Here is a 23,870-nt window from a genome sequence, read left to right on the forward strand (position 1 = left end):
GCATGCAGATCGCCGTCGTGGTGGGCACACGCCCCGAAGCCATCAAGCTCGCCCCGGTGACCGAACGCCTCGGCCATCAGGCCCTGGTCGTACACACCGGGCAGCACTTCAGCACCGGCATGAGCGGCCCGATCAACCCCGACATCAACCTCACCTCCACGAACGGCACCAGCCGCGGTCACCAGCTCGGCGAGATGGTCAGCGCCCTGGACAAGGTCTTCGACCAGCACCACCCCGACGCCGTCCTGGTCCAGGGCGACACCACTTCAGCCCTGGCCGGCGCCCTGGCTGCAAACTGCACCAGCACCCCACTGGTGCACCTCGAAGCCGGTCTGCGTAGCTTCGACCGCCAGATGCCCGAAGAGCACCACCGGGTCCTGATCGACCATCTCGCCGACCTGTGCTGCGCCCCGACCGAACTCGCCCTCAAGAACCTCCTGGCCGAACGCATCCCGCTCGAGCGGATCGACGTCACCGGCAACACCGTCGTCGAAGCAGCGACCGCGGCACTGCCAGCCCCCCTTGCACAAGCCGAGATCCTGGCCCGGTTCGGCCTGGTGCCCGGCCGTTTCGTCCTGGCGACCATCCACCGGCCCGAGAACACCGACAACCCCGTCCACCTCACCACGATCCTGCGACAGCTCACCGAATCGCCCATCCCCGTCGTCTTCCCACTGCACCCACGGACCCGACGACAGGTCACGAGCAACGGGCTCGGCACCCTGGCTGCGCACCTGGTCCAGACCCCTCCGCTGGACTACCCAACCCTGCTGACGCTGATCGCCAACGCCGCCGGCCTGGTCACCGACTCCGGAGGGATACAGGAAGAAGCGACCATCCTGAAACGGCCGATTCTCGTCGTGCGACGCAGCAACGAACGACCCGAAGCCGAGGCATTCGGAAGCAGGACAACCCCTGACACCGGACGAATCCCCGACGTCATCACGACCTGGATCCACGACGCGGACACCATCGCCGCCGACCTGTCGAACCGCCCCACACCCTTCGGAGACGGCACCGCCAGCGACCGCGTCATACAGATCATCCGCACCCGATTCAGCCCATGACACCCGACCGCCCAGCCCACGACCGCCCAGCATTCCCCGCACCGCGCCAGCCACACCGCCCTGGACGGCACGCCGACCTCGACGTTCGCCACGCGTCCAGGAGACGGGGCAGGCTCGTGGCCAGTGCCACGACACCGAGGTCATTACCCGTCCGACCCCGGGCGGCGCGTTGGTCTGGTGGCCGAGTCCGTCGACGGCCTGGGCGGTGTGTGGGAGCCTTGGGCCGGTCGGATCGTGTGTCGTCTCGGGCGGGGGCTGGTTCGTATGAGTGACCGGGCGGAAGCCGTGTCGGGGGATGTGGTGGAGTCGCCGCGACGGGTCGAGGAGCGGATGCGGGCCCTGGCCGGTGCGGCGCGTCGTCTGGTGGTGGATGCCCGGTCGGTGGCCGCCGGTGAGGAGTCCGCGGCGGTGGCGCGGCTGGCGGCAGCACAGCGGACCCACGACCCTGACGCCGGCTCGCCCGTCCAGCGGGAGGCGGACGCGCTGGCCGCCAGGCTGGGTCCTGGCCTGGTCGACCAGTCCAGCGTGCTCGCCCCGGGCGCGGCCGGCCTGGCCCCAGACGACGACGGTTGGCGCCACGGCGACCTGGCCGCCGGCACGCGGTGGACGGGGCTGGTGCGCGTCGGCACCGTCGCTGGCACGGAGATTCCGGTGGTGCTGCCTCTCCTAGGTACCGACGGCTGGGCCCTCCTGCCGTCCGCCGCGGTCCCGAACGACGACCCGACCGACATCCCGGACCTCGAGTCCGCGGCGGCGTCCAACAACGCACCGGCGGGATCGGTCCCGAGTGGTGGCGAGGCACCAGGGGCCGCGCCGGGAGACCTGGCCGGGGAGCTGGCGGGGGACTGGTTGGTGTGTTTGCGGGTGGTGCAGCAGGCGGTGCTGCGGGTGGTGGCAGCGTCGGAGCCGTTCGGGGTGCAGGTGGACACGTTCGACCCGCAAGTCACCGGGGTGATGGGCGTGCTGGGGGCGGTCACGGCCCGGTTCGGGCAGGTGGTGTCCCGCCCGGTGCACGACACGGCAGGGTTGCGGCCGGTGTTGGCGGGTCTGGGGGAGGTGTCCTCGATGCGGGCGCACCGGATGGCGCAGGCCGGGCTGACCTCGTTCGACGCCCTGCGGTCACGGTCGCGTTCAGCCGACGCGCACCGGGTGCTGGTGGTGCTGGACTACCCGCGCGGGATCGACACGGCCACGCAGGCGGACCTGGTCCGGTTGGCCCGGTCGGGCCGGGAGCGGGGGATCAGCCTGTTGGTCACGTTCGACCCGACCGCGCCGCCCGCTCCGGGGGTGGACCCGGACGAGCTGCTGGGCCTGTTGTCCACGGTGGTCGCCGGCGAGGACGGGTTGTGGGCCGAGGACCTGCCCGAGGTGGCGGTGGAGCCCGACGCCCAGGTGGTCGAGACGGAGGCGGTGTGCCGTGACGTCGTGGACCGCACCAGTAGGGCTGAGCTGCCCACGATCGACGTCACCGAGACCCTGCCACCACGTGAGGAGTGGTGGGTGCCGATCGAGCAGGGCGGTGGCCTGGAGGCGACGATCGGGTTCGCCGACGCTGACCCCGCGGTGGTGCGGTTGCGGTCGCAGAATCCGCCGTTGCCGCACCTGCTGGTGGCGGGTGCGGTCGGGCAGGGCAAGTCCAACCTGCTGCTCACCCTGATCCAGAACCTGGCCGTGCGGTACTCGCCCCAGGATCTGGAGATGTATCTGGTCGACATGAAGCACGGGGTCGAGTTCTCCCGGCTGGGCCCGGGACCGGGCCGTGAGGTGTTCCTGCCGCATGCGAAGGTGCTGGGGATCCACGCCGACCGTACGTTCGGGGTCGCGGTGCTGCGGCACCTGAACCAGGAGCTGGTGGCCCGCTCACAGGTCTTCAAGCAGATGGACGTCACCGACATCGCGCAGATCCCGCCGGAGGGTCTGGCCGGATTGCCCCGGCCGCCGCGGATCTTGTTCGTGCTGGACGAGTTCCAGGTCCTGCTGGACGGTGAGGATGACCTGGCCGCCGAGGCCCTGGCGCTGCTGGAGCGCCAGGCGCGGATTGCGCGCAGCTATGGCGTGCACGTGGTGTTGTCGAGCCAGACGTTGGACGGGGTGCCGAGGCTGGCTGCCAAGCGGGAGGCGATCTTCGGGCAGGTGCCGGTGCGTGTCGCGTTGAAGACCACCAGCAGCGACTCCCAGGTCGTGCTCGCCCCCGGCAACACCGCCGCGGCCGGTCTGCCGTTTCGGGGGCAGGCGATCCTGAACGACAACTACGGCACCCTGGCCGACAACCGGCAGGTCCAGGTCGCTTACGCCGACCCGGACACCCTGGCCGACCTGCGCCGCGAGCTGTGGGAGCGTGCCGGCGGCCACAGCCTGCCAGCGCCGAGGGTGTTTCATCTGGCCGAGCCGGCGAACCTACCCACGACCCTGAACGCCCTGCCACCCGGGCGTGATGGCACGGGGGCCCCGTTGGCGTGGGCGGGCCTGCCGGTCGCGGTGACCGAGCAGCCCGCGACGATCCCGGTGCGGAACGAGCCCGGTGCCGGGGTGTTCATCGTCGGCGACGGGCCCCTGGACGCCCTCGGGGTGATGACCGGCCTGACCGTCTCCACCGTCCTGGCCCACACCGCCCAAGCGACCGGGACGACCGCGAGCCCGGGCCCGGCGTCACGGGTGCTGCTGCTGGACGCCACCGCGACCGACCCGGCCACGGTGGAGGGCAAACGGGCCCTGACGGAGGTGCTGTTCGCGGCGGGCTGCTCGGTGGACCACGTGACCTCGCACGACTCCATCACTGCGCGGATCTTCGCCCTGCGGGACCAGATCCGCGACCGCCAGGTCCAGGCGGACGGCCGGGGCCCGTTGTTGGTGCTGGGGTTCGGGCTGCATGCCGTGGCCGGGATGACGCAGAACCCCGAGGGCCTGATGGAGAGCCCGGCCAGCGCGCTGGACGACGTCCTCAAGCACGGCCCCGGCCAGGGGGTGGTGACCTTCGCGTGGTGGAACCGGCTGCACGTGATCACCGAGCAGCTGGGCTTCAAACGCTCCAGCATCAGCGCGTACGTGTTCCTCAAGCATCCCCAGGACGGTGTCCGGTCCGCCCTGGGGCAGCCGCTGCTGCGCTGGGCGTCCGACCCGGCCCGGTGCCTGGTCTGGGACGGTCTCGGCGTCGAACCGGTGCTCGCCGTCCCGTTCGCACCACTGACCGCGCCGGAGGCCGAGCAACTGGTCCGCTACCTCCGCCCGGCTGGCGGGCAGACGGGAGTGTCCCGGTGACCACGAACCAGAACCCGTGGGCGACACCCGGGCGTGACCAGGACGCCGGCGGCCCGGCCAACCAGGTCCGAACTACCGCGCCCGCGGCCGGCGCTGGCCAGGGGGAGGTGTCGCGGTTGTGGGATGCCTACCGGGAGGCGGTGACCGAGCTGGCCCGCGCCCAGGCTGCCGCCCTCCAGGAGACCGCCACCGCGGCGCACGAAGCTCAGGCGGCCATGGCCCAGGCCAGGTCCGAGGTCGACCAGGCCCGGGCCGACCGTGCCCTGGTCGAGGAACGGACCGGGCCGTTCGAGGCCGAGGTCGCCCAGATCCTGTCCGACGCTCGTGTCTCGCCCGACGGCGCCGGCTCCGGCAGCGACCAACTGCCGGTGCAGACCGCCCGCGAGGCACTGACCGTGATGGACAGCCTGACCCACCAGCTGCGCGAAGCACGCCTCGAGCTCGACCAAGCCCGCCACCGCCGCGCCGCCGCCACGGCCCGATGGATCGCCACCACGGTCGTCCTGGCAGGTGCGGTGGTCGCCGCCGGGGCGCTGGCGCTGCTGGGTGCGGCCTGGTACGTCCAGGCCGCTGGCGGGGTGATCGCGTTCTGTACGGCGTGGCCGGCCCGGGCCCGCGGCTGGCCGGCCACCGCGCTGGCCGGCGGCATCACCGTCGGTGTCCTGGTCGGGATCGCGGCGCTGACCGGGCCGGTGATGTCCACGATCGTCCTACTCGCCGGTGCCCTGGTGGCCGTGATCCTGACCGCCAGGACCGGCATGGTCCGCGCCACCCGGGTCACACCGACTACGAGCGGACCCACCGGACCGCGGCAGTGAACGACCAGACCGAGCACAGCAAGATCCACGCAGGTGCGAGCAGGCCCGATCCTGTCGGGCCATGACGAGGGGGTAGGGGAATGTCGAAGGTTGAGGACCTGAAGACCGCGGTGTCGCAGGTCGTGAGCAACGCGCAGAACACCGCCAACAGCCTGACCGGGTACCAGGCCAAGCTCACCGAGCAGATCGACCAGATCCAGGAACTGATCGGCGGGACCGCGACACAGGCGGACCGCGAGGTCATCGCGTCCCTGTCCGCGGCCGTGAAGTCCACCGAGCAGACCGTCACCTCCCTGCTGGAGGCTGCCCGCACGGGCGACCAGTACGTCAACCAGATCTGACTGACCACCAACGCACGCCGCTCGAGGGGGCGGACGTCAGGGGAACAGGAGGGGTGAGGGTTCGTGGTGATGTCCCGGCTGCAACGCATCGCCACCGACCTCCTGGAGTTCTACCAGCAGACCGACACCGACCTGCAACTGCTCGCCGAGCTGGCCCAGGCCACGCAGGACGATGCGAACCTACTCGGATCCGTCGCGGCCTCCGAAGCCGCGGTCAAGGCCGAACTGCTCGAACAAGGCGGTCAGGTGATCGAGTCCTCCCTGGACCACCTGACCGCGCTCCTGCAGGGCGCCGTGGTCAGCCTGACCACCACCTACGACCAGGTGCGGGTCTCCGGCGCCTACGCCCGCGCGTGGGCCGAGCAGACCGTGACCGACACCGCCACCGGCGCGCGGATCGTCGACCCCGGGCTGCGGGACAAGATTCTGGCTGCGCACCCCGACCGGCTCCCGCCCGCACAGGTCTCCGCCCTGCTGGACGAGGTGATCCAGGAACAGATCGACCATGCCAAAGCCGAGGAGAAGGAGTCCTGGAGGCGCCTGTTCGCGACCTACCCGCGCGGCACCGACCACCTGACCAAAGCCCGCTGGTTCGCGGCCAACGCCACCCGCGACGACATCGCCGCCTACCAGCGAGCCTTCCTGCGCGGGATGTGGTTCAACCACGCCACCGCCCACCACTTCCGCACCACCGAGCTCTACATCAACAAGACCAACACCAGCGGCACCACCGAGCGCCAGTACCGGCTCGACGCGCTCGGCGACGACGACGTCGTCTCCCTCAAGCACGTCCAGCTCGCCGAGGTCACCTTCGAGACCGCGAAACGGTACATCGACGAGATCCTGACCAAGTACAACCCGAACCAGGTGAACCTCAGGATCGCCGATACGAAGGGCACCAGGTCGCGGGTCGGGGCGGGCGAGATGCGGCGGCGCGAGATCGGACGCCCGCTCGAAGGACGGATGGTCCTCGGCGTCCCGCTACAGAACAAGCCGATTCCGGACAATGTTGCCAGGTACGCTGAGGATCGGTTCGTGTTCATCCAGCCGTACGAGACACACCCAGACGCAGGAGACCTGCCATGACCCAGGACGTGCTGTACACAACCCGGTGGAACGGGATCACACGGCGCCCGGTGGCGGACCACGAGTGGCTCGACGACGCGACGGCCCGGGAGTACTACGGTGTACAAGACCTCGAAGTCGTCGACGCGGTCGAGCGTGACGATGACGGAACACCCAGGCCACGGTGGGTGATTGGTGTAGGTCAATCGGGTGTTCGCGTCCAGTTCTTCGACGAACAGATGAACGTATGGCACATGGTCGACTGGGATCAGGTCGACGGAAGGCTTTGGCGTTGGCTCACCTACGACTGGAAATACACGGATACGACTCAGCGCTGGGCACAGAAGGACGCCGCAATCCGCGCGGAAGCAATGATCCGGCCCGACGGCAGCGGCGACATCGAAATCCGGGACCGGCTCACCTCGCAGACCCTGGAGTCGGAGTTCAGCGGGAAGGCGTCGAAAGCGTACTGGCTCGACTACCCCGAGTTCGGGGACTGGGTTGCGCTGGCCGATCCAGGCCCCTCGGCATACGAGGTCGCCGGGCACCACGCCCCGGCCCACATCTCCTGACCCATAGAGGCTCCAATCTCGTACTGCCGCTCCGTGGACGAGCTGCCGGAACTGCAACGGGGGTATGTCTGGTCGGTCGCGTGGTCACCCAGCCAAGAGTGTCAGTGACCCCTGCGGTGCTGTGGGTATGACCTTTACATGGAGGTGCCGCGTCACCAGGGCGATGACTGAGCGCCGAACGCATCGATGACGGTGAGCCGGTCGCCATGCGGTCTGCGACCGGCCCACGGTTGGGAAAAAATGCGCGGGATATTAACTGATCACGTCCATCACTCGCCGAGTTTCTCCATTATCTTGGCGGCTATGCGACACAGTCCCAGAATGACATTCGGTCGTTGTTAGCATTGCCGACGTACGAATCCTTTTCGTTCTCGTGTTCGGCCCACAGCAGAGGCCCTCCCTTGGAGTCGTACGCGCGAATCGACTTGTCGATGTCGGTGGTTACCCACGAAGTGGTCTGGTTGCCGAATCTCCAGTCCTCGGCACGATCCGAGCACGTTTCGAAGAACTGAAGTCGACGCCCCCCAAAATCGCGGTCCGTATAGAAGCAGTAAGCATCCTTGATGCCCTCGCCGGACGGACAACCTTCCACATCGTTGACGCCCACCTCGGCGGCCAGCCACTCGGCACCGACGGCGCGTAGCTGGTCGTGCTGCACATTGCGACCGAGCCCGGCGGGCGCACGTTCCTCCCCAGGATCGGGGAAAACCATCACGACATCTCCCCCCTGCCACGCGATCGCGTTGTCGCTGACCTGCACGCCGCCGGGGACGAGCTCCAGCTGGGCCGCGATCTCTGCTGCGAGCGGCCCGGTGGCCGGTGAAGGCGCTGACGCGGCCTGAGCCAATCCGGCAGTCACTGGTGTGGCGATCATAGCGAGCGTCATGGCTACGACACCGGCACGCCGAGTAATTGCATGGAACATTCTGTCGAATCCCCTCTCGTGTCAATTGACATGTTGGCAGCGGCATTCAAGTTCCATGGAATTCCAGGCCGGAATTCCAAGCCAGAGCGCACGTGTTCGCAAAGGTGGCCGTTGGCCGTTGGCCGCTGCCTCTGCCGACGGTATCGGTCCGCTGTCCGGAATTCCTTGACGGAGAGTCCACAGCTTTTTGACGATCCGTCTACTGCTACGGCCGTAGATCGGGTCGGTGGCTGCGGTGCTGGTGCCTTCGCGTGTTGGTGGTGGGCTCGTTGGGCGCGGTGCTGGTTGCGTCGTCGCCACCGCGACCAGGCCAGGATCTGCTCGATCGTCCTGGAGGTCGTCGTGGTCGGGGTGGCGAACAGCCGCCTGGCTTCGCCCAGGGTGCTCGTGATCAGGCCAGCGCGTCGTGGTGCGGCTCGGTGTCGTTCATGACGATGGCAGGGCTGGAAGCCGCTGTGAGAGGCGTGTTCGCGGCGATCGTCGTGCTGTGAACGCGCCTTTCACGGCGGCCACAGCGCGATCCACGGACCAGCCCTGTAATACGAGTGGCGTTCGTCTGGGCTTCTTCCCACACAGGGCGTGCGGGGGTAGGAGTGTGCGCCTACTGCGTGACGTGTGCGTGGTCTTGTGCACGGCAGTCGCGGGGTGCGATGCCGAACGCAGTGCGGAAGGCGCGGGTGAAGGCCGCGTGCTCAGTGAAACCCCAGCGGGTGGCGATGTCGTGGATCGGCGTTGTGCGCTGCGCGGGATCGGTCAGGTCGCGGCGCGCCAGGTCCAGGCGCTGCTGGCGGATCCATGCCGAGACTGTGACACCGTCGTCGTCCTGGAAGAGACGGTGCAGATAGCTGGTGGAGATGTGATGCGCGCCGGCGATGACTGGCGGGCTGAGGTGCGGGTCGTGCAGATGCTGCCGGATGAACGCCCGAATCTGCATCCTCAGGGTGTCCTGACGCGTCTGGGTCGGCAGGGCGCGTTCGGCGTCGAGGGTGTGCGCGAACAGCGCCGCCACCAACTCGGACAGGACCACCCCGAGCCTGGGGCGGTCCGCGGGCTGGTAGGAGCCGGTGTCCGTGACCAGGCGGATGAGGAATCCACTCAACAACGCGCCAATCCCCTCCCGACCTGACACCGGCCGGCCGAGCGCCCGCGCGACGTGCCGGCGCGGCAACGGCACCAGCGCCTTGGGCACCTCGACGCCGACGGTCCTGATGGTCTCCTCGTCCGACCCCGTCCGGATCGTGCGCGGCCGTTCGGGATCGTTGGTGTGCAGGTCGTACGTGCCATACACGACCTCACGACCCCCCAGATCGACCGCCACACTCCCATTGAGCAGGAAAGACACCTGGTAGGCCGCCGGGACCGACGGGCAGTCCAGGTTCGGGACCTGCCGCAAGGTCTCGGTGGGCAGCGTCGCCTGCCACACCGAGACCTCTCCCAACAACACCGAATGCTTGAACACAAAGGCCTCCCTAGCCTCTTCTCGAGCCCGCGACAGGCGCTTGATGGTCCGCTGGTCGATAGAGTCCAGAGTCCGCCACAGCGTCGAGTCGGACCCGCACGAGCCGGACGTGTCGGCACGCCCGGCGAGCATCCGCTCGACCTGGGACAGGTTCCTGGCCCTCGCAGCGAGCAGCACACCCGCCGTCACCGCTGCGACCTTGCCACCTCGCCCCCCGGTGTGAACCGAGCTCCCAGCCATCGCCACCACACCTTCATGTCGGAAACCTGGGAGGAGCCTGGACGACAATCAGGCTAGACACGGACATTTCACCTCGTCACGCAAAGTCCTTCGACTGAAACGAATCAGGCGGACCGGCCCGCCAGACACGCTCAGCGTGACGGGCGACGCGGGATCGACTGACAGCCCGCCATGGTTCGACGCATCTTCTTCATCGGCGGGTTGGCTTCGTCGTCGGACGGCGCGGCCGACCCGCCGGCAACCTGGTCGACGACGAGGGGCGACCGGACGATGACCTGCCGTCTGCCACATGAACGAGCCGCTCCCATCGCCCAGCCCATGAGCCAGCGCACCCCAGTGTGTGGTCGTCGAGCGTCAGTCTGCTCGCAGAAGCGCATGCAGGGCCGTGGCTTCCGCCCTGAGGTCGTCCGCTGTGCCTGGCTGACCGGTGGCTTGCATGACGTCGGCCGCGGTGAACAGGATGCCCACGACGGCCCGTGCGGTGGGTAGCAGGCCCTCGGGCTCGGGTGCCGTCTCGGTGGTGCGCCAGTCGATCACCCGTATCGCTTCCTGGACGAGCCGGAGCGCGTCGTGAGGCCGGTCTTGGGAGAGGCGGAGGGCGGCCAGGCCGGTGAGGGATTCGGCCAGGGCGGTGGATCTGGCGTGGCTCGGGTGTTCGGCGTGCAGGTCGCGTTCGATGGTGATCGCTTCCTGGTAGGCCGCGGTGGCGTCGGTGGTGTTGCCGCTGTCGCGGTGGGCGTGCGCGGTCTGGCGTAGGGAGCGGGCCAGGTCGGCGGTGTGGCGTTCGGGGTTGGCCTCGGCCAGCCGGCGGCGCAGCTCGACCGACTCCTGGCCGGGTTCGATGGCCTGTTCGGGCTGGTGGTTGTTGACCAGGCAGGAGCTGAGCTCGGTCAGCGCCCGGGCCAGGAAGGCCAGGTCGCCGTCGGGGTTGTCCCGGGCCAGGACGCGGCGGATCTGGACGGCTTGCCGGATGGAGGGCAGGGCCTGGTCGGGGTGGCCGAGCATGTTCTGGGCGATGGCGAGGTTCATCAGCGAGCGGGCCAGGTGCGCGCTGGTGCGTTCGGGCTCGATCGTGACCAGGTGCTCGTTGATCTGCACCGACTCGCGCAAGGGTGCGATGGCCTGGTGGGGCAGGCCTGCTTCGTGGTAGCGGGTGCCCAGGTCGCACAGGGTGCGGGCCAGGTAGCGCAGGTGGTTCGGGCGGTCGGTGGCGGCCAGGTGCTGCTGGATCTGCACGGCTTCCAGCGTCGGCGGAAGGGCGTCGTGCGCGCGGCCAAGCTCGGACAGCACGACGCCCAAGTAGCGCAGGGACGCAGCCAGCTGAGTCTCGTGCCGCCCGGGCTCGGCCCGAGCCAAAGCGCGGCGGGCCTCGATGGCCTCGGTCAGCGGCTCGATGGCCTGGGCGAGCCGTCCCATGCGGTACAGGCGCATCGCGATGTCGTGCAGCACCCACGAGCGCGCGGCGGTGTCGGTGGGGTCGGTCAGGTCCAGGATGCGGTGCAGCACGGTCAGGTCGGACGGGGTCAGGACTTCCGAGGGGTAGGGGATGACCGCGGACACCGACCGCAGCAGGTCCAGGTCGTCGGGTAGGGCGGTGATGGCCTGGTCGAGCAACCGGAGAGCGCGGGCGCGGACGTCCTGGTCGGCGAAGTGGTCGGCCACCGCCCGGGCCAGGACCGCGACCGCGTGCCTCGCGCTGCGCCCGTCCAGGTCGCCCAGTAGCGCGGTGGCCAGAGTGGGGGAGGCGGTCAGCTCGGCCACCAGGTGGAGCTCGGCCATGCGGTCCGGTTGCAGGGTCCCGACCCACTGCTCACTGCGCGCCGGGTACAAGTCCCGCAACCACCGCAACACCTTCGTCGTGGCGGCCGTCGGGTCCACGCGGGCCAGCAGGGCGCGAGCCTCGTTTTCGTCGGCGGGTGGTGACAGGTAGACCGCGGCGACCACCTGACGCAGCAGCTCCACGGTGAGCCCGTCCGGGCCGTGCAGCAGGCCGGCGTGCTCGGCGGTGCCGATCCAGTGCCGCTGCTCATGCCGCAGCAGATCGGTCAGCACATCGATCGCATCCACCGCCACCGGCCCGCCCGACCCACTCACCGTGCCCCTGGTGGCCGTGGTGGTGCGTTGCGCGCGTAGGACCGCGACCAGGCTGGCGGCGTGCAGGTCCAGGATCCGGCCCCGGCCCCGCTCACTGAGCCGGACCTCGGGGGCGGGGATGCCGAGCTGGCGGGCGAACGCGGCCGCGGCGTCGGCCACGATCTGCTGGTCGGAGACCTCGGCGTCGACGCGTAGGGGTAGGTCGGTGCCGTCGTAGGCGGCCTGGAGGATCTCGCGGACCTGTGGGCCACCGGCCTTGAGTCGCTGCCACCACTCCCCGGCGCTGCGCGCCAGCAGCAGCACCCGCACCCCGTCCGGGTCGGCGGCCACCTGCCGGACCAGGTCGTCCAGCTCGTGCCGGGTATCGGCATAGTCCACGATCAACAACACCGGCCCCTCGGTGGCCTCGCGGGCCTTGCCCAGGACGGTGGCCTCCTGCTCCTCACCGACCGCGACGCACTCCCACCCCTGCCGGGCCATGCGGTCCTTGAGCTCGGCGGCCAGACGGCTCTTGCCGATCCCGCCTGGCCCGGTCACCAAACGCACCGGTGACCCCTCGCCGTGGCACCAGCGGATCAGGGCGTCCAGCTCGCCGGTCCGGCCCTGGAACGGGACCACCTGGCGATCCGGCGCCAGCAGGCTGGACGGCCCTCCCTCCTGGCGCAGCACGACCGAGGACTCGACCACCAGTAACCGGGCGACCCGCCGGGCTTCACGCTCCTGCCACCACCGCGCGACATACGGAAACCCCGGGGCCAGCAGGGCGGCCACCGAGCCGAGCACGACGATCCACGGGCTGCCATCCGCCACCGCGACCACCGCGGCACCGACGATGGCTACACCGCCGGCGACCAGCCACCACCACGGCCGGACTCGCAAATCCCCCATACAACATGGGTACGCCAAACCGGCACAGAAGGCAACGAAAGCGACACGACTCCGTCACGGAATCTTCTTGAAAATTCATAGACTCGCCCTGTCTTCTCGACGGCTTTGGCGGCGGAGTGGGTACCCGGGCAGAGGATCGGGCGACGGGGTGGACCAGATCCGGGCTGTCGTTTTGGACGTTGCCCACCGCGACGCCGACCTTGACCGGGGCCAGGTGGGGCTCGGGCATCGACCCGAGCAGGCCGTCGACCCGATCGCCGTCGGTCAGGTCCGGTCAAGCTAGCCACCCACATGTCCTCGGGGGGCAGGAGGGGTGACCCCAGGTCAGTTGCGGCCTGGGGGCAAGCGCACGTTCCTTGTGGCTCCCCTCAGTCTGTGTCGTCGCGCGCAGGCCCGGGATCAGCACCGCCCGCAGCTGCGCCATCGGAGAAGTAGGACGCTTGAGTTTGAGCTAGGGCGGGGTGTTCTGGGAGATCGACGCCAGCCCAAGGGCGCGGGTTCAGGAGCTGGTGGTCTGTCACCTCGTCGTCGAATCCGAGTGGCGCAATGCGCCATCCGTGTCTGATTGAGGGCTCGAGCGTGATCTTTTCACCATCTACCTGCCCGCGTTCCAGTAGTGCAAGCAGGCGGTCGGCATCGCGAACGCTTACCTCGGGCCCGTACACGATTACTGGCCCCAGGCTGATGTCGACCCCGCAGATCCTGACGCCCACAGGGTCGCGGCGGATAACCACTGTGCGTGGCTGCTCAAGCTGGTCGCGCAGCTGGCTCAGGTGCGTCGGGTCGTCTCCGGTCTCGACGGTGCCGCTGAACGTTGCTTGTGGAGGAAGCAGCGCACAGGAACCGTCGAGCACGATCCGCGCCATGCGAGCGAGCGCTCGATCGAGGGCAGGGATCTCCGCGGGCATCAACCGACGCTTTCCCATGTGGCTCAGCAGCGCGTCGAAGTCATCAGCAAATTGCTCAAGCACAAGCATCGACGGGTCTGGATGCGAGGCCGCACCAGCATCAGGTCGGGCAATGAACGAGGCGTCATTAAGCGTGACCCGGATGTCGTACGCGGCCGACAAGAGCAGCCTGTACATGCGCAGGCTGTCACGGGCATCCGCGGGGCTGAGCCTGTGGATGTCCACCGTGGCGTGCATCTTCCCGGGAGTTTGGCGATTCCGCGGCATCAGAATCTGCAAGTTGACGCCTCCAAGGAAATCGGCGGTCAGACTGGTCCCGAGTATCTGTGCGCCGAGGTGTTTGACTCGGCCCTCGAAACTTTCGACAGTTCCGCTTTCCGTGAGGAGATCGAGCGTGAGTACCGCATCCGGCGTGGGTTGATCCGCCGGCACGAGCAGGAGATCTCCGAGTTCATCTTGCGGCTTCCACCAGCTCGGCCCTCCTACCGGTTCAAGCGATGCGATGGCGCCCTGAGGGATCGATACCGTTTCACCTGATCCGTAACCGAGCGAGCGTTCGATGGCAGCAGCCTGATCGGTCGTCAGGTCGGTCCCGGACAAAGTGATATTGAGCCCGATCGAGGTTCCAGGGCGTGCGCTCGGTTTCAGACGGGGGATGGGGTGTGCCTTCCCGTTGAGAGTGAAGATGTCCATCGCCCAGTCTGAATCTAGGTCCGAGCCCTGCGAGACAATGATCTCGGTACGGGCTCTCACGTCCTCCGCATCTCGTGGCAGAACTGACTGCAAGTGCTGATACTTATCGAGCGCTTCCATCACCGCGTCGCGTTCGAGGTACCGCTCGACCTCAGGGTTTCGGGCGGTCAAGTGCTTCAGACTGTTCAGGTCCACAACCGTGATCCGGGGGACCTTCGCTCCTGCTGCTCGTGCCCGCTCAGCCAGATCTTGCACAAACTCGTAGTCGCCAGGCGTCAGTTTCGCTGGAACAACGAGCGACCAGAGGTCCGGCTCGTGCTCAAGGGCCCGATCGAACGACTCGCTCACCTTCCGACGGCGGGACTGTCGGCTGGTGCGGAACCCATCGCGGTAAAACTTGAGTTGGAAGATCCTCAAAGGTTCCGGGGCGTCGGGCGCTAACTCAACGACGAAGTCACGCCCGCCGTCGCCTCCGCGTCCGTCTGGTGCCCATGCTCGCTGTGCCCGGTCGGACCACTCAGCGGTCAGGAGCAGCTCGACGGCGGCATCGAAGTCGGACTGGTTCTCGATCCGATCCCATCTGAAACTCACGGCGATGCTCCTAGATCTCCACAAGCGTTCTATTGCCTGACCACGGGACGATGGTCTCCTCGGCCGACTGCCACGCGGTCGTGGGCATCAGTATGGCGACAGCGCTCGACTAGTGACTGCTTCTGACGGCGACCGTTTGTGACCGCTGCGAGGATGACTGGGGACGCTACCCGTGCCTGGCGCCGTGGGGCTCGCCCACGAGAAGCCGCAGATGGTGAAAGGCGCCGGCGAGTCGTCGAGGTCGAGATTCGTCGGCTTCAGGGTCACGAACCGGTCGTCGATGTCGATCTGCTCGGCGAGCGAGCTCGTCGTGCAGTTAGGTGGTGAGAGCCTTGTCGACCGCTTCGGGAAGTTTGACGGCGCCGCGGAGGAATGCGGCGATCTGGCGGCGCATCCGGGCGAACTCCTCAGGGTCACGGCTGCTGACCGCCGCGAGTGCGTCCCTCGCCACGTGGCGGCGGCGAACGAGACGCTCCGTGATGACCAGGTCGGTCTGCCGGGGGAGCTCGGCTAGGCCGGTGAACGCTTCGAGCCGCGTGACGAGTTCGATGAACCCCTCAGCCCACTCCGGTGGGGTCGGGTAGAACGCACCCATGGTTTCGACGCTCATGGTGGGTGGTGCTTTGAGTTCTCCGAGGATGTGGGCAAGGTACTTGTCGAACGCTTCGGCGAGGGCCCGTTGGTTGTTGGTCGGGATCGTGCCCTCGGCCAGATGGTCGGTGGCGAGCGTCTGCCAGCCGCGGTGGTCGGAAGCTTGGTAACGGCCGACAATTACAACAAGTTGAAGGCTCAAGATTGAGAGCGCTTCGGCGTACATCCAGCGCAGAGCGGCAGCCTGGTCATCTTCGATCTCGGGGGTCCAGTGAGGACGCAGCTCGGCCAAGGCGCCGATCAGGCGCTTGGTGGCCTGCCAGGCGTCGAGGAACCAGACCTCCGACCTGAGGAACCAGTAGATGCGCTCAAGGAGCGGTTCGTCCTTCACCGCTTTGCGGGTGCGAGCATCGGCGATGAACGCACCAAGGCCTTGGGCGCCCACATCTGCGAGCTCAGCAGCGAGATGCGCCTTCTCCCACCGGTCGAGTTCGTCCACGCTAAAGGCGGTGACACCGAGGCTGCGAACCGTGTCACGCACGCGGGCGGAAGGGCGAAGCGCTGTGACGACGATGGCGCCGTCGGCATCGACAAGTTGCTTGAGACCCGCGATCCAGATGGCTCGATCAAGGGGCTTGGGCGCGTTCCTTCCGGTGCCGCTCTTCGCCTCCCCGATGGTCTTGGACAAGGTAAGGCGCGCCGTGACGTCGAACGACAGCAGATCGAGGTCCGTGACGAGGAGCGGCTCGGGATGAAAATGCCGCTCAAGGTTAATGCCACGCCGAGTGTAGGCACCCTTGAAGAACTGCATCCGTGCAAGCCGTATCTCGAGTTCGTCACCAGGATCGACGGCGCGTTCAGCTGAGCTGGCTCTCCTGATCGTCGGCGCGCTGGGCGCGGTCGCCTCCCGAGGGCGCTGACCCGAACGGCTTGGAGTTGTCGTCTTCTTCGACACGACGGACGAGGTGTCCTCGAAGAGGACTCCGTCGTCGCTTGGATCAGGGGTTGTCGCGTCGGGCTGCACTCGCCGCCTCCTTCCGGGCTTCGCGGAGCCTCAGGATCGCGGACTCTGCAATCTCCATAGCTGCGCCGTAGTCTGGCAGATGGACTCGATCTGCCTCTGGGGACGTCCAGTGGGTCGGAGGCTTGAGCACGTTGAGGTCTGCGCCAGTGCCGTTCCCGTTGCTATAAGAGGCTTCGATCCAGCCGAGGCCGCCTTCGACGATCTCCTTCTTCACCAGGTCAAGATAGGCCCGGCCGGGCGCTTCATCGGAGTGCCGCACCGCAACGATGCCGTTGGCCTCTAGAAGGTAATAGTCCGATGAAATGTTCGAGGCCGGCCCCACGCTGCCCCTGCGCAGAAGCGCCCGCACGAGGACCCGCGGATCGAGAATGCGACCTCGGCCAAGGACGGCCTTCTCATGCCCGTAGAGAATGTGAGCGACAAACATCTTTCGGTGGTGGAGGACCTCAGTGGTCTGGAGCTTGTCGTCCTCCGATTCCAGCAGCGGTGAGAACACGTACGTCTGCTTGCCGCTGGCGACGCCACTCTTCACACTGGCGGCCTGGAGGAGTCCGACCTTGCGCGCCGACGACAACATCGCGGGCTGAAAGTCGCTATACGAGTTCAGAACCAGGCCAGGACTATTCGCGGCCTGCTCGCACAACCCGAGTAGAGAGTCTCGCTCGGCCGGTGGCAGGCCTTTGAGGAATGCGGCGATTGATATGTGGTGGGCTGACCAGACGTTTGGGTTGTAGATGACGTACTCGCCGAGGTCTGCTGACCTCACACGCTGATTGACTCCGGCGGCGATAGTGAGTGTCATCGCCTCGTCAATCACCTGGTCGATGAACCCGCGCTCGTGAAGTTGCTCCGCGTGCTGGCCCATGGTCAGCGGTGCCCAACTCGCCAGCTCGGTGCAGTGCAGGACCGCCAACTCGATGTCCGTGGGCATGTACTTCTCGGTGACCTTCATCGCTTGGTCGATGATGCGCCCCGAGAGGCCGACGAACTCTTCGACCGTGGAGATTGTGGCGGTAGCCACGTCCAGCGTGTAGGTGACGAGATCGGCCTCTTTCAGTTTGGGGAGCACCTCAGTCATGAGCCGCTGCTGACCGATGCCTGACTGGGCGGCGAACTCGAGCGCCATCGCACCAGTGAGGACCTTGTGGTCCTTGAGGGTGACGGCATAGCCCATCGCTTCGCCAGCCGCAATGAGTTGGGCGAGCTTCGCCTTTATTATCGGGTCAGCGATGACTCGTGCCTGTTGGTGGACGTGGAACAGGGCACGCCCAAGTCGTGGACTACTCGCCAGCGTCGACGCCGACGTGGCGGGGCTATTAGTCATAACTCCCCAATCCAGGGCAGCACGGAGGTTCATCCACCCGAAGGCCGGGGGCGCTAACAGAGCGGAACCCGAGTCCGACCCAGGAGAGACCTGCATCGCGGAGACAAACTCGATCCAGCGCTCGCCGCAACGAGACGTCGCTTGCCTAGTTTACGTCGGCGTCCGGTACTGGAGGATGGGTCTTCCGGTTGAGGCCGGACTCGCCGACTGGCTCGCCCAGGTGACGGCGGTCCACATGCGGGAACTGCCGATTTGGTCGGGCCGGGGTACCCGCTGGCGCAGATACTCACGACCGGTCGGTACTCGACCACACCTCCAGCTTCTTGGACAACCGTCGCACCCAGGGGGCCAGACTTGATGGGAGAGCTTCGCATGTGGCGCTGCAGACGACGATCCGGCTGCCGGCCTACCGTCTCCGAGTGCGTCGTGCTATGGCGCGGGCGACGCTATGCACGCCTATCATGGTCTCGATCGGTCCGGTCCCGGGGGCAGAACGGACCGGACTTCAGCGAGAGTGGCACGTAGATGGCACAGCGCCAGACGGTACTCCGCCGGATCCGCGGGTTCACGGGCATCGAAGGGTCGTTGGGCGAGAACTGGGACTTCTCATCGCCCACACACAGCCCATGCTGAGATACGGGAGGCGTGCGCGCCGTCGGGGCCGATTGTACCGATGTCATGAACACGTCCGTGACACGCTCGGCCGGGCGAGTTGCGTGGAAGCGGGACGGGTGCCGGGTGGGTGATGGCGCGTGGCGGTGATGGCGCGTGGCACAGTGGCCACATGCCCGCACCGCGCATCGTGATCACCTACTGCACCCAGTGCCGCTGGCAGTTGCGTGCGCAATGGTTCGCCGGGGAGCTGCTGCAGACCTTCTCCGACGAGATCGGTGAGGTAGCTCTGGTTCCATCGACTGGCGGGGTGTTCCGCATCGACGTCGACGACGAGAAGGTCTGGAACCGTAAGCGTGACGGCGGCTTCCCCGAGATCACCGAGCTCAAGCGCCGTGTGCGCGACATCATCGCCCCGGGCCGGTCGTTGGGCCACACCGAGAACGTGGACTGACCGGCAGGACTTCGAGGACAGCCGGACCGGCGAATTCCTCGGTCAGGCAGCCTTTCCTGTTTCCGGGTGCCTTACCGCAAACCGATGAGCTCCTGTTTCCATCGCCATCCGGCCATGGCCGGCCGTGAGGTGACCTTCGGTTGGATGGAGTGGTACGTCGCCGTCCACTTCGACGGCGGCTTTTCCAGGAGTGCCAGTACGTCCGCCGCGACGACGTCCGGTGTCTTGCCGGTGCTGTTCACTCGGAGGAAGACCTGGAACGTGGTGTCGGTGGTCATGAGCGACACCACGAATCTTGACGAGTCCCGGTAGTCCGCTGCAGCCCAGGAGATGCTCAGGCCGTGCGCGGCCAGCGTCTCTCGGTCCGCTTGCTCGAGGACGAGTCGCGCGGTCGTGTCTTGTGGACGCTCCCAGCTGTGGTCCGATCCGATGCGGGCGACCTCCGCGTCGTACTGGTCGGCCTTGAACGTCACGCCGTGGCGCATCGGGACATCGATGAGCCAGTCCCAGTGCACGACATCGCCGTCCCGGACGATGTTCACGTCGGTGGAGCCACACCCGTACACACCGCACTCACAGCGCGCGATCGGAACCTGCCGCGCATCTTGGGTAGCGATCAGCCGGTTGTGGGGAACCAGCACGTCGAAGGGATCCATGCCCATGCCGGCGCCCTTGGACGTCATCTCGACTTCGTCGACGAAGACGAGCAGCTGGTGACCGGTGACCGCGGCACCCGCGGATGTCACCTCGAAGCGGATCGTCTCCTTCGGCAGCCGCGAGAAGATTCGGCCGCCGCTCATGATCCGCTTCCACGGGTCCGCACCGCCCGGTCGCGGGATGTTGAGCTCGTCGAGGGTGGCGTCCAGAAGTGCTTGGATCTCGTCGGTCCGCTCCCATGGTGACGCTCCGGCGAGCTCGCGCAGTGCAGGAGAGTCGAGGTCATCCACCAGTGCCTGGACCGCACCGCCGATCAGGTCCCTCGGATCATGCCCCGAGGTAGAAGACCAGCGCGAGGCAGCATCGTAGAACCGCTGCTCAGGGGAAGCCTCCTCGTCGGTCACCCAGCCATTGTCCCGGAACGCTCCCATGCCACGAACCTCGCTTCCGACCGAGAACACTGGTCCTTGCCACGCAGCCAGAGCCGATTTCGTGCAGTGCACGCTTTGACCACGCGCTGGAGCGCCCCCGCTGCACGTCTTCTGCACGAATTGATACGCCGAGGTACGTCCAGCGACGTCTCCGAGGCAACTCCGCCTCCGGTGCTGAACAGCCAGAATGCGGTCAGCCAGGCCGGGCACGGAACACCCCGGAAGTCACACGGAGAAGTACCTGCTGGGCGTGATGCGGTGGTCCAGGCTGCAGGGGGCACGATGGACGAGCTACACGAACTGGTTCGCTCGGACGTGAAGCTGAGTGCGCTCGCCCTCGTAGGCGTCTCCCGGGGACCTGAACCTCGTGTTCCCCTCAGAGCGGGGCGGGCTGCGCGAGGTGACGACCGTTGACCGGCAGTGGCGCACTTCCGCGAGCGGCACCCTGAGTGGACGTGGATCACTCCAAAAACGTTCCGCACGAGCGTCGGCACAGCCGTCGAGCGCGGGGCCGACATCGAGGCGGCGGCAGCGCAGCTCGGGCACTCACACTCGGCGGTGACGGCAAAGCACTACATCGTGAGGCCAGCCGTTGGCCCCGATCGCCGATCGATCCTGGAGCAGTTCGGGACCTAGCGGTGAAGCACGGCGGGGTCCGATGGAACGGCCATCCTGGACCCCGCCGGCACCTCTCAGTCGAGTGCCGGTGGGTCCGACTCAGGCTCGGGCGCCGGCGAGAAGAAACTGATCTCGCCTCGTACCCAGCGATACAGAAGAGCGAGATCCCCATTTTCCGCGGCCCAAGGAACCGGATCCTTCGCTGCCTCGCTGCCGCGTCGCTCTAGCCAGGTGTGCATCTGCCGCAAATTACCCCAGCCAGCCCGCAACAATGTGCGACTATCCGGCGCTTCGGTCGCGCAGGCCAAAAGGATACCCGCACCAAGTAACTGGCGTTCTGTCAGTTTGAAGTCAGTTCCTGCCGAGCCCTCTGCTTGGTCCGACAGGAGCAGATCAGCCTTCACACCACAAAGCGAGAGGCCGTTCCGAACACGCATCCCCCCATAATCGGCAACTTCACCGAGTTCCCAGAGAACGTGATCCAGCGACCGTTCCGGCCCTTGATCTGACGCGGCACCTAGAATAGTGCTCTCGATCAGGAAATTTACATATGGAACATATTGCGCTGAAGGCCGGCACCTAATCGGTATACTCATCAGTATGGGATCCAGACCTCGATCAAAAGCGTCAAGATACTCCGAAAGGCTGAACCAGCCACGCTGAAAGCAATGTGCAGAAAGTTCTAGATCCTTTCCGAACTCGTCAACATATGCACCCTTGTAGCTGCTCGCCAGTTCCTCAAACATCGCGTGCCACCGCGCCACGTTGCCATCAGGCATGCGCCGGAATTCAAGAACAATCCCAGGTGAACTGATAAAAGAAAGCGCTACCAGTCGCCGCCCCACGTCCGCCCCGCGAACATGCTTATCCAAGGCGTCGCGCAGCTCGCTCTCTACGACATCCTCGTCGACAAAGTGAGCATTCATGAAGAGAATTGAAATCGGGTCCTGGTAGAAGAAACCTGTATTCAAATCGCTCGCCGGCAGAACAGCGAGGCAATCTCTAACCAGTTGACGAAGCACGGATGGTGACAGATGCACGAACGAGAGGCATCGAGTAAGGAACGCCAGAACGTTCACCCGCTCGTGGTGATCCTTGTCAACCGTCTCTTTCAAGAGCACATCGAAGATCCTAATCGCGCCGCGATCGCTCTGCTTATCCGCGATCTGAACCGCAAGTTGCGCAACGACGTCCCACTCTGCCTGGGCCACCTTCTCGCTGATAGTACGAGCAAGTTCCTCAGGCGTATCGATGGTTCGGTAGAGATGGTAGGCGGCGAAGTATTCCAGAAATGTCCGGTGAGTGAACTTGTATAAGGCTTCACCCTCTGCTGTTGAGCCAACATCGGAGAAGACCCATGCGCGACCACGGCAAAACTCGACGAATTCACGTGCGGCAGCCTCGGCGTCAGCTTCTAGTTCGAACGATCTCCCGTGTAGGTAGGATCTTGTCTCACGCACCAGGGCTGACTCCGTGACACCGTCGCCCTCGTCTGTGGAGAATATCCAGTACGCGAGGTGTTTCATTGCCGGATCCACAAGTGGGCCCGCCCGCAGCTCCAAACTTATGCCGCGGCTTCTATCCCACTTCTCGAAGAGCATCGTGGCACATCGCTCGTAGACAGCTGGCCTATTCCGCGGTAGCGAACGCTCTCCACGGTAGATAATGCACATTAACGCCAGCAAGAGCGGTGTGCGAGTTAGATCCGTTACGGGTTCGCTCTCTCTCATGAAGGCTCTGGTCCATGCGGCAACTTCATCGGCAGTGAGGACCTCCTGGGTGAACCATTTCGCGACGTACTCCTCGACTTGCGAACGATCGAAGCCGCTAAGTTCGAGAACGCGGAACTGATTCCTATCCATGGGCGCTTGGTAATATCCGACTTTTCTCGAAGTGACAAGAGTCCGGACCAGTGGGTACCTGTTGCAGAACAGGGCCACCGTGTCGGTGACGTCGCGTCTGTGAGAGGTGTCTAGAAGCTCATCGAGACCGTCGAAGACGACGAATGCTTGACCAGTGTCGAGGACGTGTTCGACATAACCTGCTGGGGGCGCGCATTGATAGACCTTCGATAAGCGATTTTCAAGGTATTCCACCACCGAGTTTTCAAGGCCTGCCCCCGCAAAATCGCGAAGGACAACCAGGAATGGCAGGGGTGCGTCCGAACGTTGAGCCGCTTGGTAGATTAAGACTTGGCTCGCGGTTGACTTTCCGTGCCCCGGGTCGCCGAGAAGGACGGTCCGGTCGATTTCCTGAAATAGGTCGGCGACCTGGCGACCCTCTTCGTCTGAGGACCCGTCGACCTTTATCGTCGGACTTACGTACAGCTCTTCCACCGCAACAGTCTTCCGGCTCTCGAAATCAGGCGGTGTGATGTACTTGTGGCCTTGACGGACCTGGCTTCGATACAACTTTGAGAAGCGATCGACTTCGTCAGGCGATATCGTTCGTTCTGACCGCTCTAAGCTCCGATGGATCGCTTCCAGAACGCAGCTGATTCTGCGGTGATGCGATTCTTCGCGCAGACGGAAGTAGGCGCGCGGGTAGCCATCGCGGACTATCCTGGCGGCGATCTCGTAGTGGAGGATTAGTCTTTCAAGGAGTTCGTCAGCGATCTTGGCTGCCGCAGGTTGAAGTCTGGCGATCATGTCAGCCCATCGTTCAGCGATGCGAGCCCTCGCTGGGCCGAGAGATTCAGTCAACACAAGCGCAAGAACCTCAAAGGATATTGCCTCTGCCTCAGGGGTAGATAGGGTCTTGCTGATGCTGGCATCAGTGACGTCTTTTGGCAGGTGTACGCTGAGACGAAGAGTGGATTTCTCGAAGTTCATCGAACTGAGGGCCTCGCAGGCCGCCAAGTCTTCTGCGGCGTCCGGATCTCGACGCGACTTCGCTGCGGTCTCAATCTGCCGCCCCATGCGCAGTAGAGCGGCAACGGCAAGGTCGGCGACCACAGATTCCAGCACGCTTCAGGCTCCCTCGATTGTGGTATCCGGCACGCTACTACGGCAGGACATGTCGCACCCCTGAATGTTGTGCTGTCAGCGGGTGATTTGGCTATGCGGACGCCGACAGGACACCCAGGGAGATCCGCCGCGTGCACGTGGGCACGTGCAAGTGAGTGCCCCTGGCGGGGTAAGCCTCGCGTCGCACTTGAGCTCCCCTGCACATGCGGTCGTCCTCGAACGGTCCGGTCAGTCGGCCGGATCCCGTAGACCTGGTCAGGTCCTTCAGCGTGAT

The 23,870-nt window shown here is 66.1% G+C and carries 15 protein-coding genes; 7 read left to right on the top strand and 8 right to left on the bottom strand.

Going from position 1 to position 23,870, the window contains the following annotated elements; genetic code table 11:
- Positions 1-2 precede the first annotated feature (2 nt).
- From wecB to AC0QU1_RS05550, 6 genes are all read left to right on the top strand, one after another.
- The gene (wecB, locus tag AC0QU1_RS05525; protein ID WP_483574993.1) at positions 3-1,067 is read left to right on the top strand and encodes a non-hydrolyzing UDP-N-acetylglucosamine 2-epimerase; all 1,065 of its coding nucleotides are present in this window, start codon (positions 3-5) and stop codon (positions 1,065-1,067) included.
- A gap of 264 nt (positions 1,068-1,331) precedes the next feature.
- Positions 1,332-4,325: an FtsK/SpoIIIE domain-containing protein gene (locus tag AC0QU1_RS05530; RefSeq protein ID WP_483574994.1), complete on the top strand. Its 2,994-nt coding sequence runs from the start codon at positions 1,332-1,334 to the stop codon at positions 4,323-4,325.
- A complete protein-coding gene (locus AC0QU1_RS05535; RefSeq protein WP_483574996.1) occupies positions 4,322-5,143 on the top strand; it encodes a hypothetical protein in 822 nt (273 codons plus the stop codon). Before AC0QU1_RS05530 ends, AC0QU1_RS05535 begins: the two co-directional genes overlap by 4 nt.
- An 80-nt stretch (positions 5,144-5,223) precedes the next feature.
- Complete coding sequence (locus tag AC0QU1_RS05540; RefSeq protein ID WP_483574998.1) at positions 5,224-5,484, top strand: hypothetical protein; 261 nt, start codon at positions 5,224-5,226, stop codon at positions 5,482-5,484.
- A 69-nt stretch (positions 5,485-5,553) separates the two neighbouring features.
- Positions 5,554-6,570: a hypothetical protein gene (locus AC0QU1_RS05545; protein ID WP_483574999.1), complete on the top strand. Its 1,017-nt coding sequence runs from the start codon at positions 5,554-5,556 to the stop codon at positions 6,568-6,570.
- Positions 6,567-7,121, top strand: a complete 555-nt coding sequence (locus AC0QU1_RS05550) for a hypothetical protein (RefSeq protein ID WP_483575001.1) — start codon at positions 6,567-6,569, stop codon at positions 7,119-7,121. Before AC0QU1_RS05545 ends, AC0QU1_RS05550 begins: the two co-directional genes overlap by 4 nt.
- 301 nt (positions 7,122-7,422) lie before the next feature.
- Here AC0QU1_RS05550 and AC0QU1_RS05555 read toward each other — a convergent pair whose 3' ends face one another.
- The 6 genes from AC0QU1_RS05555 to AC0QU1_RS05580 form a co-directional block, all read right to left on the bottom strand.
- The gene (locus tag AC0QU1_RS05555) at positions 7,423-8,007 is read right to left on the bottom strand and encodes a hypothetical protein (protein ID WP_483616402.1); all 585 of its coding nucleotides are present in this window, start codon (positions 8,005-8,007) and stop codon (positions 7,423-7,425) included.
- 640 nt (positions 8,008-8,647) lie between these two features.
- On the bottom strand, positions 8,648-9,694 hold the full coding sequence (locus tag AC0QU1_RS05560; RefSeq protein WP_483575005.1) for a helix-turn-helix domain-containing protein: 1,047 nt from the start codon (positions 9,692-9,694) through the stop codon (positions 8,648-8,650).
- Positions 9,695-10,099: 405 nt separating this feature from the next.
- Positions 10,100-12,727 carry a tetratricopeptide repeat protein gene (locus AC0QU1_RS05565; protein ID WP_483575007.1) on the bottom strand — a complete coding sequence of 876 codons (2,628 nt, stop codon included), beginning with the start codon at positions 12,725-12,727 and terminating at the stop codon, positions 10,100-10,102.
- Positions 12,728-13,095: 368 nt separating this feature from the next.
- Positions 13,096-14,919, bottom strand: coding sequence for a hypothetical protein (locus tag AC0QU1_RS05570; RefSeq protein ID WP_483575009.1), 1,824 nt, complete (start codon positions 14,917-14,919; stop codon positions 13,096-13,098).
- Between the two features lie 316 nt (positions 14,920-15,235).
- The gene (locus AC0QU1_RS05575) at positions 15,236-16,534 is read right to left on the bottom strand and encodes a DNA-binding response regulator (RefSeq protein ID WP_483575011.1); all 1,299 of its coding nucleotides are present in this window, start codon (positions 16,532-16,534) and stop codon (positions 15,236-15,238) included.
- A complete protein-coding gene (locus AC0QU1_RS05580; protein ID WP_483575013.1) occupies positions 16,509-17,891 on the bottom strand; it encodes a hypothetical protein in 1,383 nt (460 codons plus the stop codon). Before AC0QU1_RS05580 ends, AC0QU1_RS05575 begins: the two co-directional genes overlap by 26 nt.
- 751 nt (positions 17,892-18,642) lie before the next feature.
- Here AC0QU1_RS05580 and AC0QU1_RS05585 point away from each other — a divergent pair.
- Positions 18,643-18,924, top strand: a complete 282-nt coding sequence (locus AC0QU1_RS05585; RefSeq protein ID WP_483575015.1) for an Rdx family protein — start codon at positions 18,643-18,645, stop codon at positions 18,922-18,924.
- Positions 18,925-18,995: 71 nt separating this feature from the next.
- Here the strand turns inward: AC0QU1_RS05585 and AC0QU1_RS05590 are convergent, their stop codons facing one another.
- Together AC0QU1_RS05590 and AC0QU1_RS05595 are read right to left on the bottom strand one after the other, a co-directional pair.
- Positions 18,996-19,985, bottom strand: a complete 990-nt coding sequence (locus tag AC0QU1_RS05590; RefSeq protein ID WP_483575017.1) for a hypothetical protein — start codon at positions 19,983-19,985, stop codon at positions 18,996-18,998.
- Positions 19,986-20,704: 719 nt separating this feature from the next.
- On the bottom strand, positions 20,705-23,596 hold the full coding sequence (locus tag AC0QU1_RS05595) for an NACHT domain-containing protein (protein ID WP_483575019.1): 2,892 nt from the start codon (positions 23,594-23,596) through the stop codon (positions 20,705-20,707).
- Positions 23,597-23,870 lie beyond the last annotated feature (274 nt).

The sequence above is a fragment of the Promicromonospora noduliphila genome, from assembly GCF_056951025.1.

Coding starts and splice junctions, on each gene's coding strand:
- AC0QU1_RS05565 (WP_483575007.1), bottom strand. CDS start 12,727: ATGGGGGATTTGCGAGTCCGGCCGTGGTGGTGGCTGGTCGCCGGCGGT.
- AC0QU1_RS05585 (WP_483575015.1), top strand. CDS start 18,643: ATGCCCGCACCGCGCATCGTGATCACCTACTGCACCCAGTGCCGCTGG.
- AC0QU1_RS05555 (WP_483616402.1), bottom strand. CDS start 8,007: ATGACGCTCGCTATGATCGCCACACCAGTGACTGCCGGATTGGCTCAG.
- wecB (WP_483574993.1), top strand. CDS start 3: ATGCAGATCGCCGTCGTGGTGGGCACACGCCCCGAAGCCATCAAGCTC.
- AC0QU1_RS05540 (WP_483574998.1), top strand. CDS start 5,224: ATGTCGAAGGTTGAGGACCTGAAGACCGCGGTGTCGCAGGTCGTGAGC.
- AC0QU1_RS05550 (WP_483575001.1), top strand. CDS start 6,567: ATGACCCAGGACGTGCTGTACACAACCCGGTGGAACGGGATCACACGG.
- AC0QU1_RS05530 (WP_483574994.1), top strand. CDS start 1,332: ATGAGTGACCGGGCGGAAGCCGTGTCGGGGGATGTGGTGGAGTCGCCG.
- AC0QU1_RS05545 (WP_483574999.1), top strand. CDS start 5,554: ATGTCCCGGCTGCAACGCATCGCCACCGACCTCCTGGAGTTCTACCAG.
- AC0QU1_RS05580 (WP_483575013.1), bottom strand. CDS start 17,891: ATGAACCTCCGTGCTGCCCTGGATTGGGGAGTTATGACTAATAGCCCC.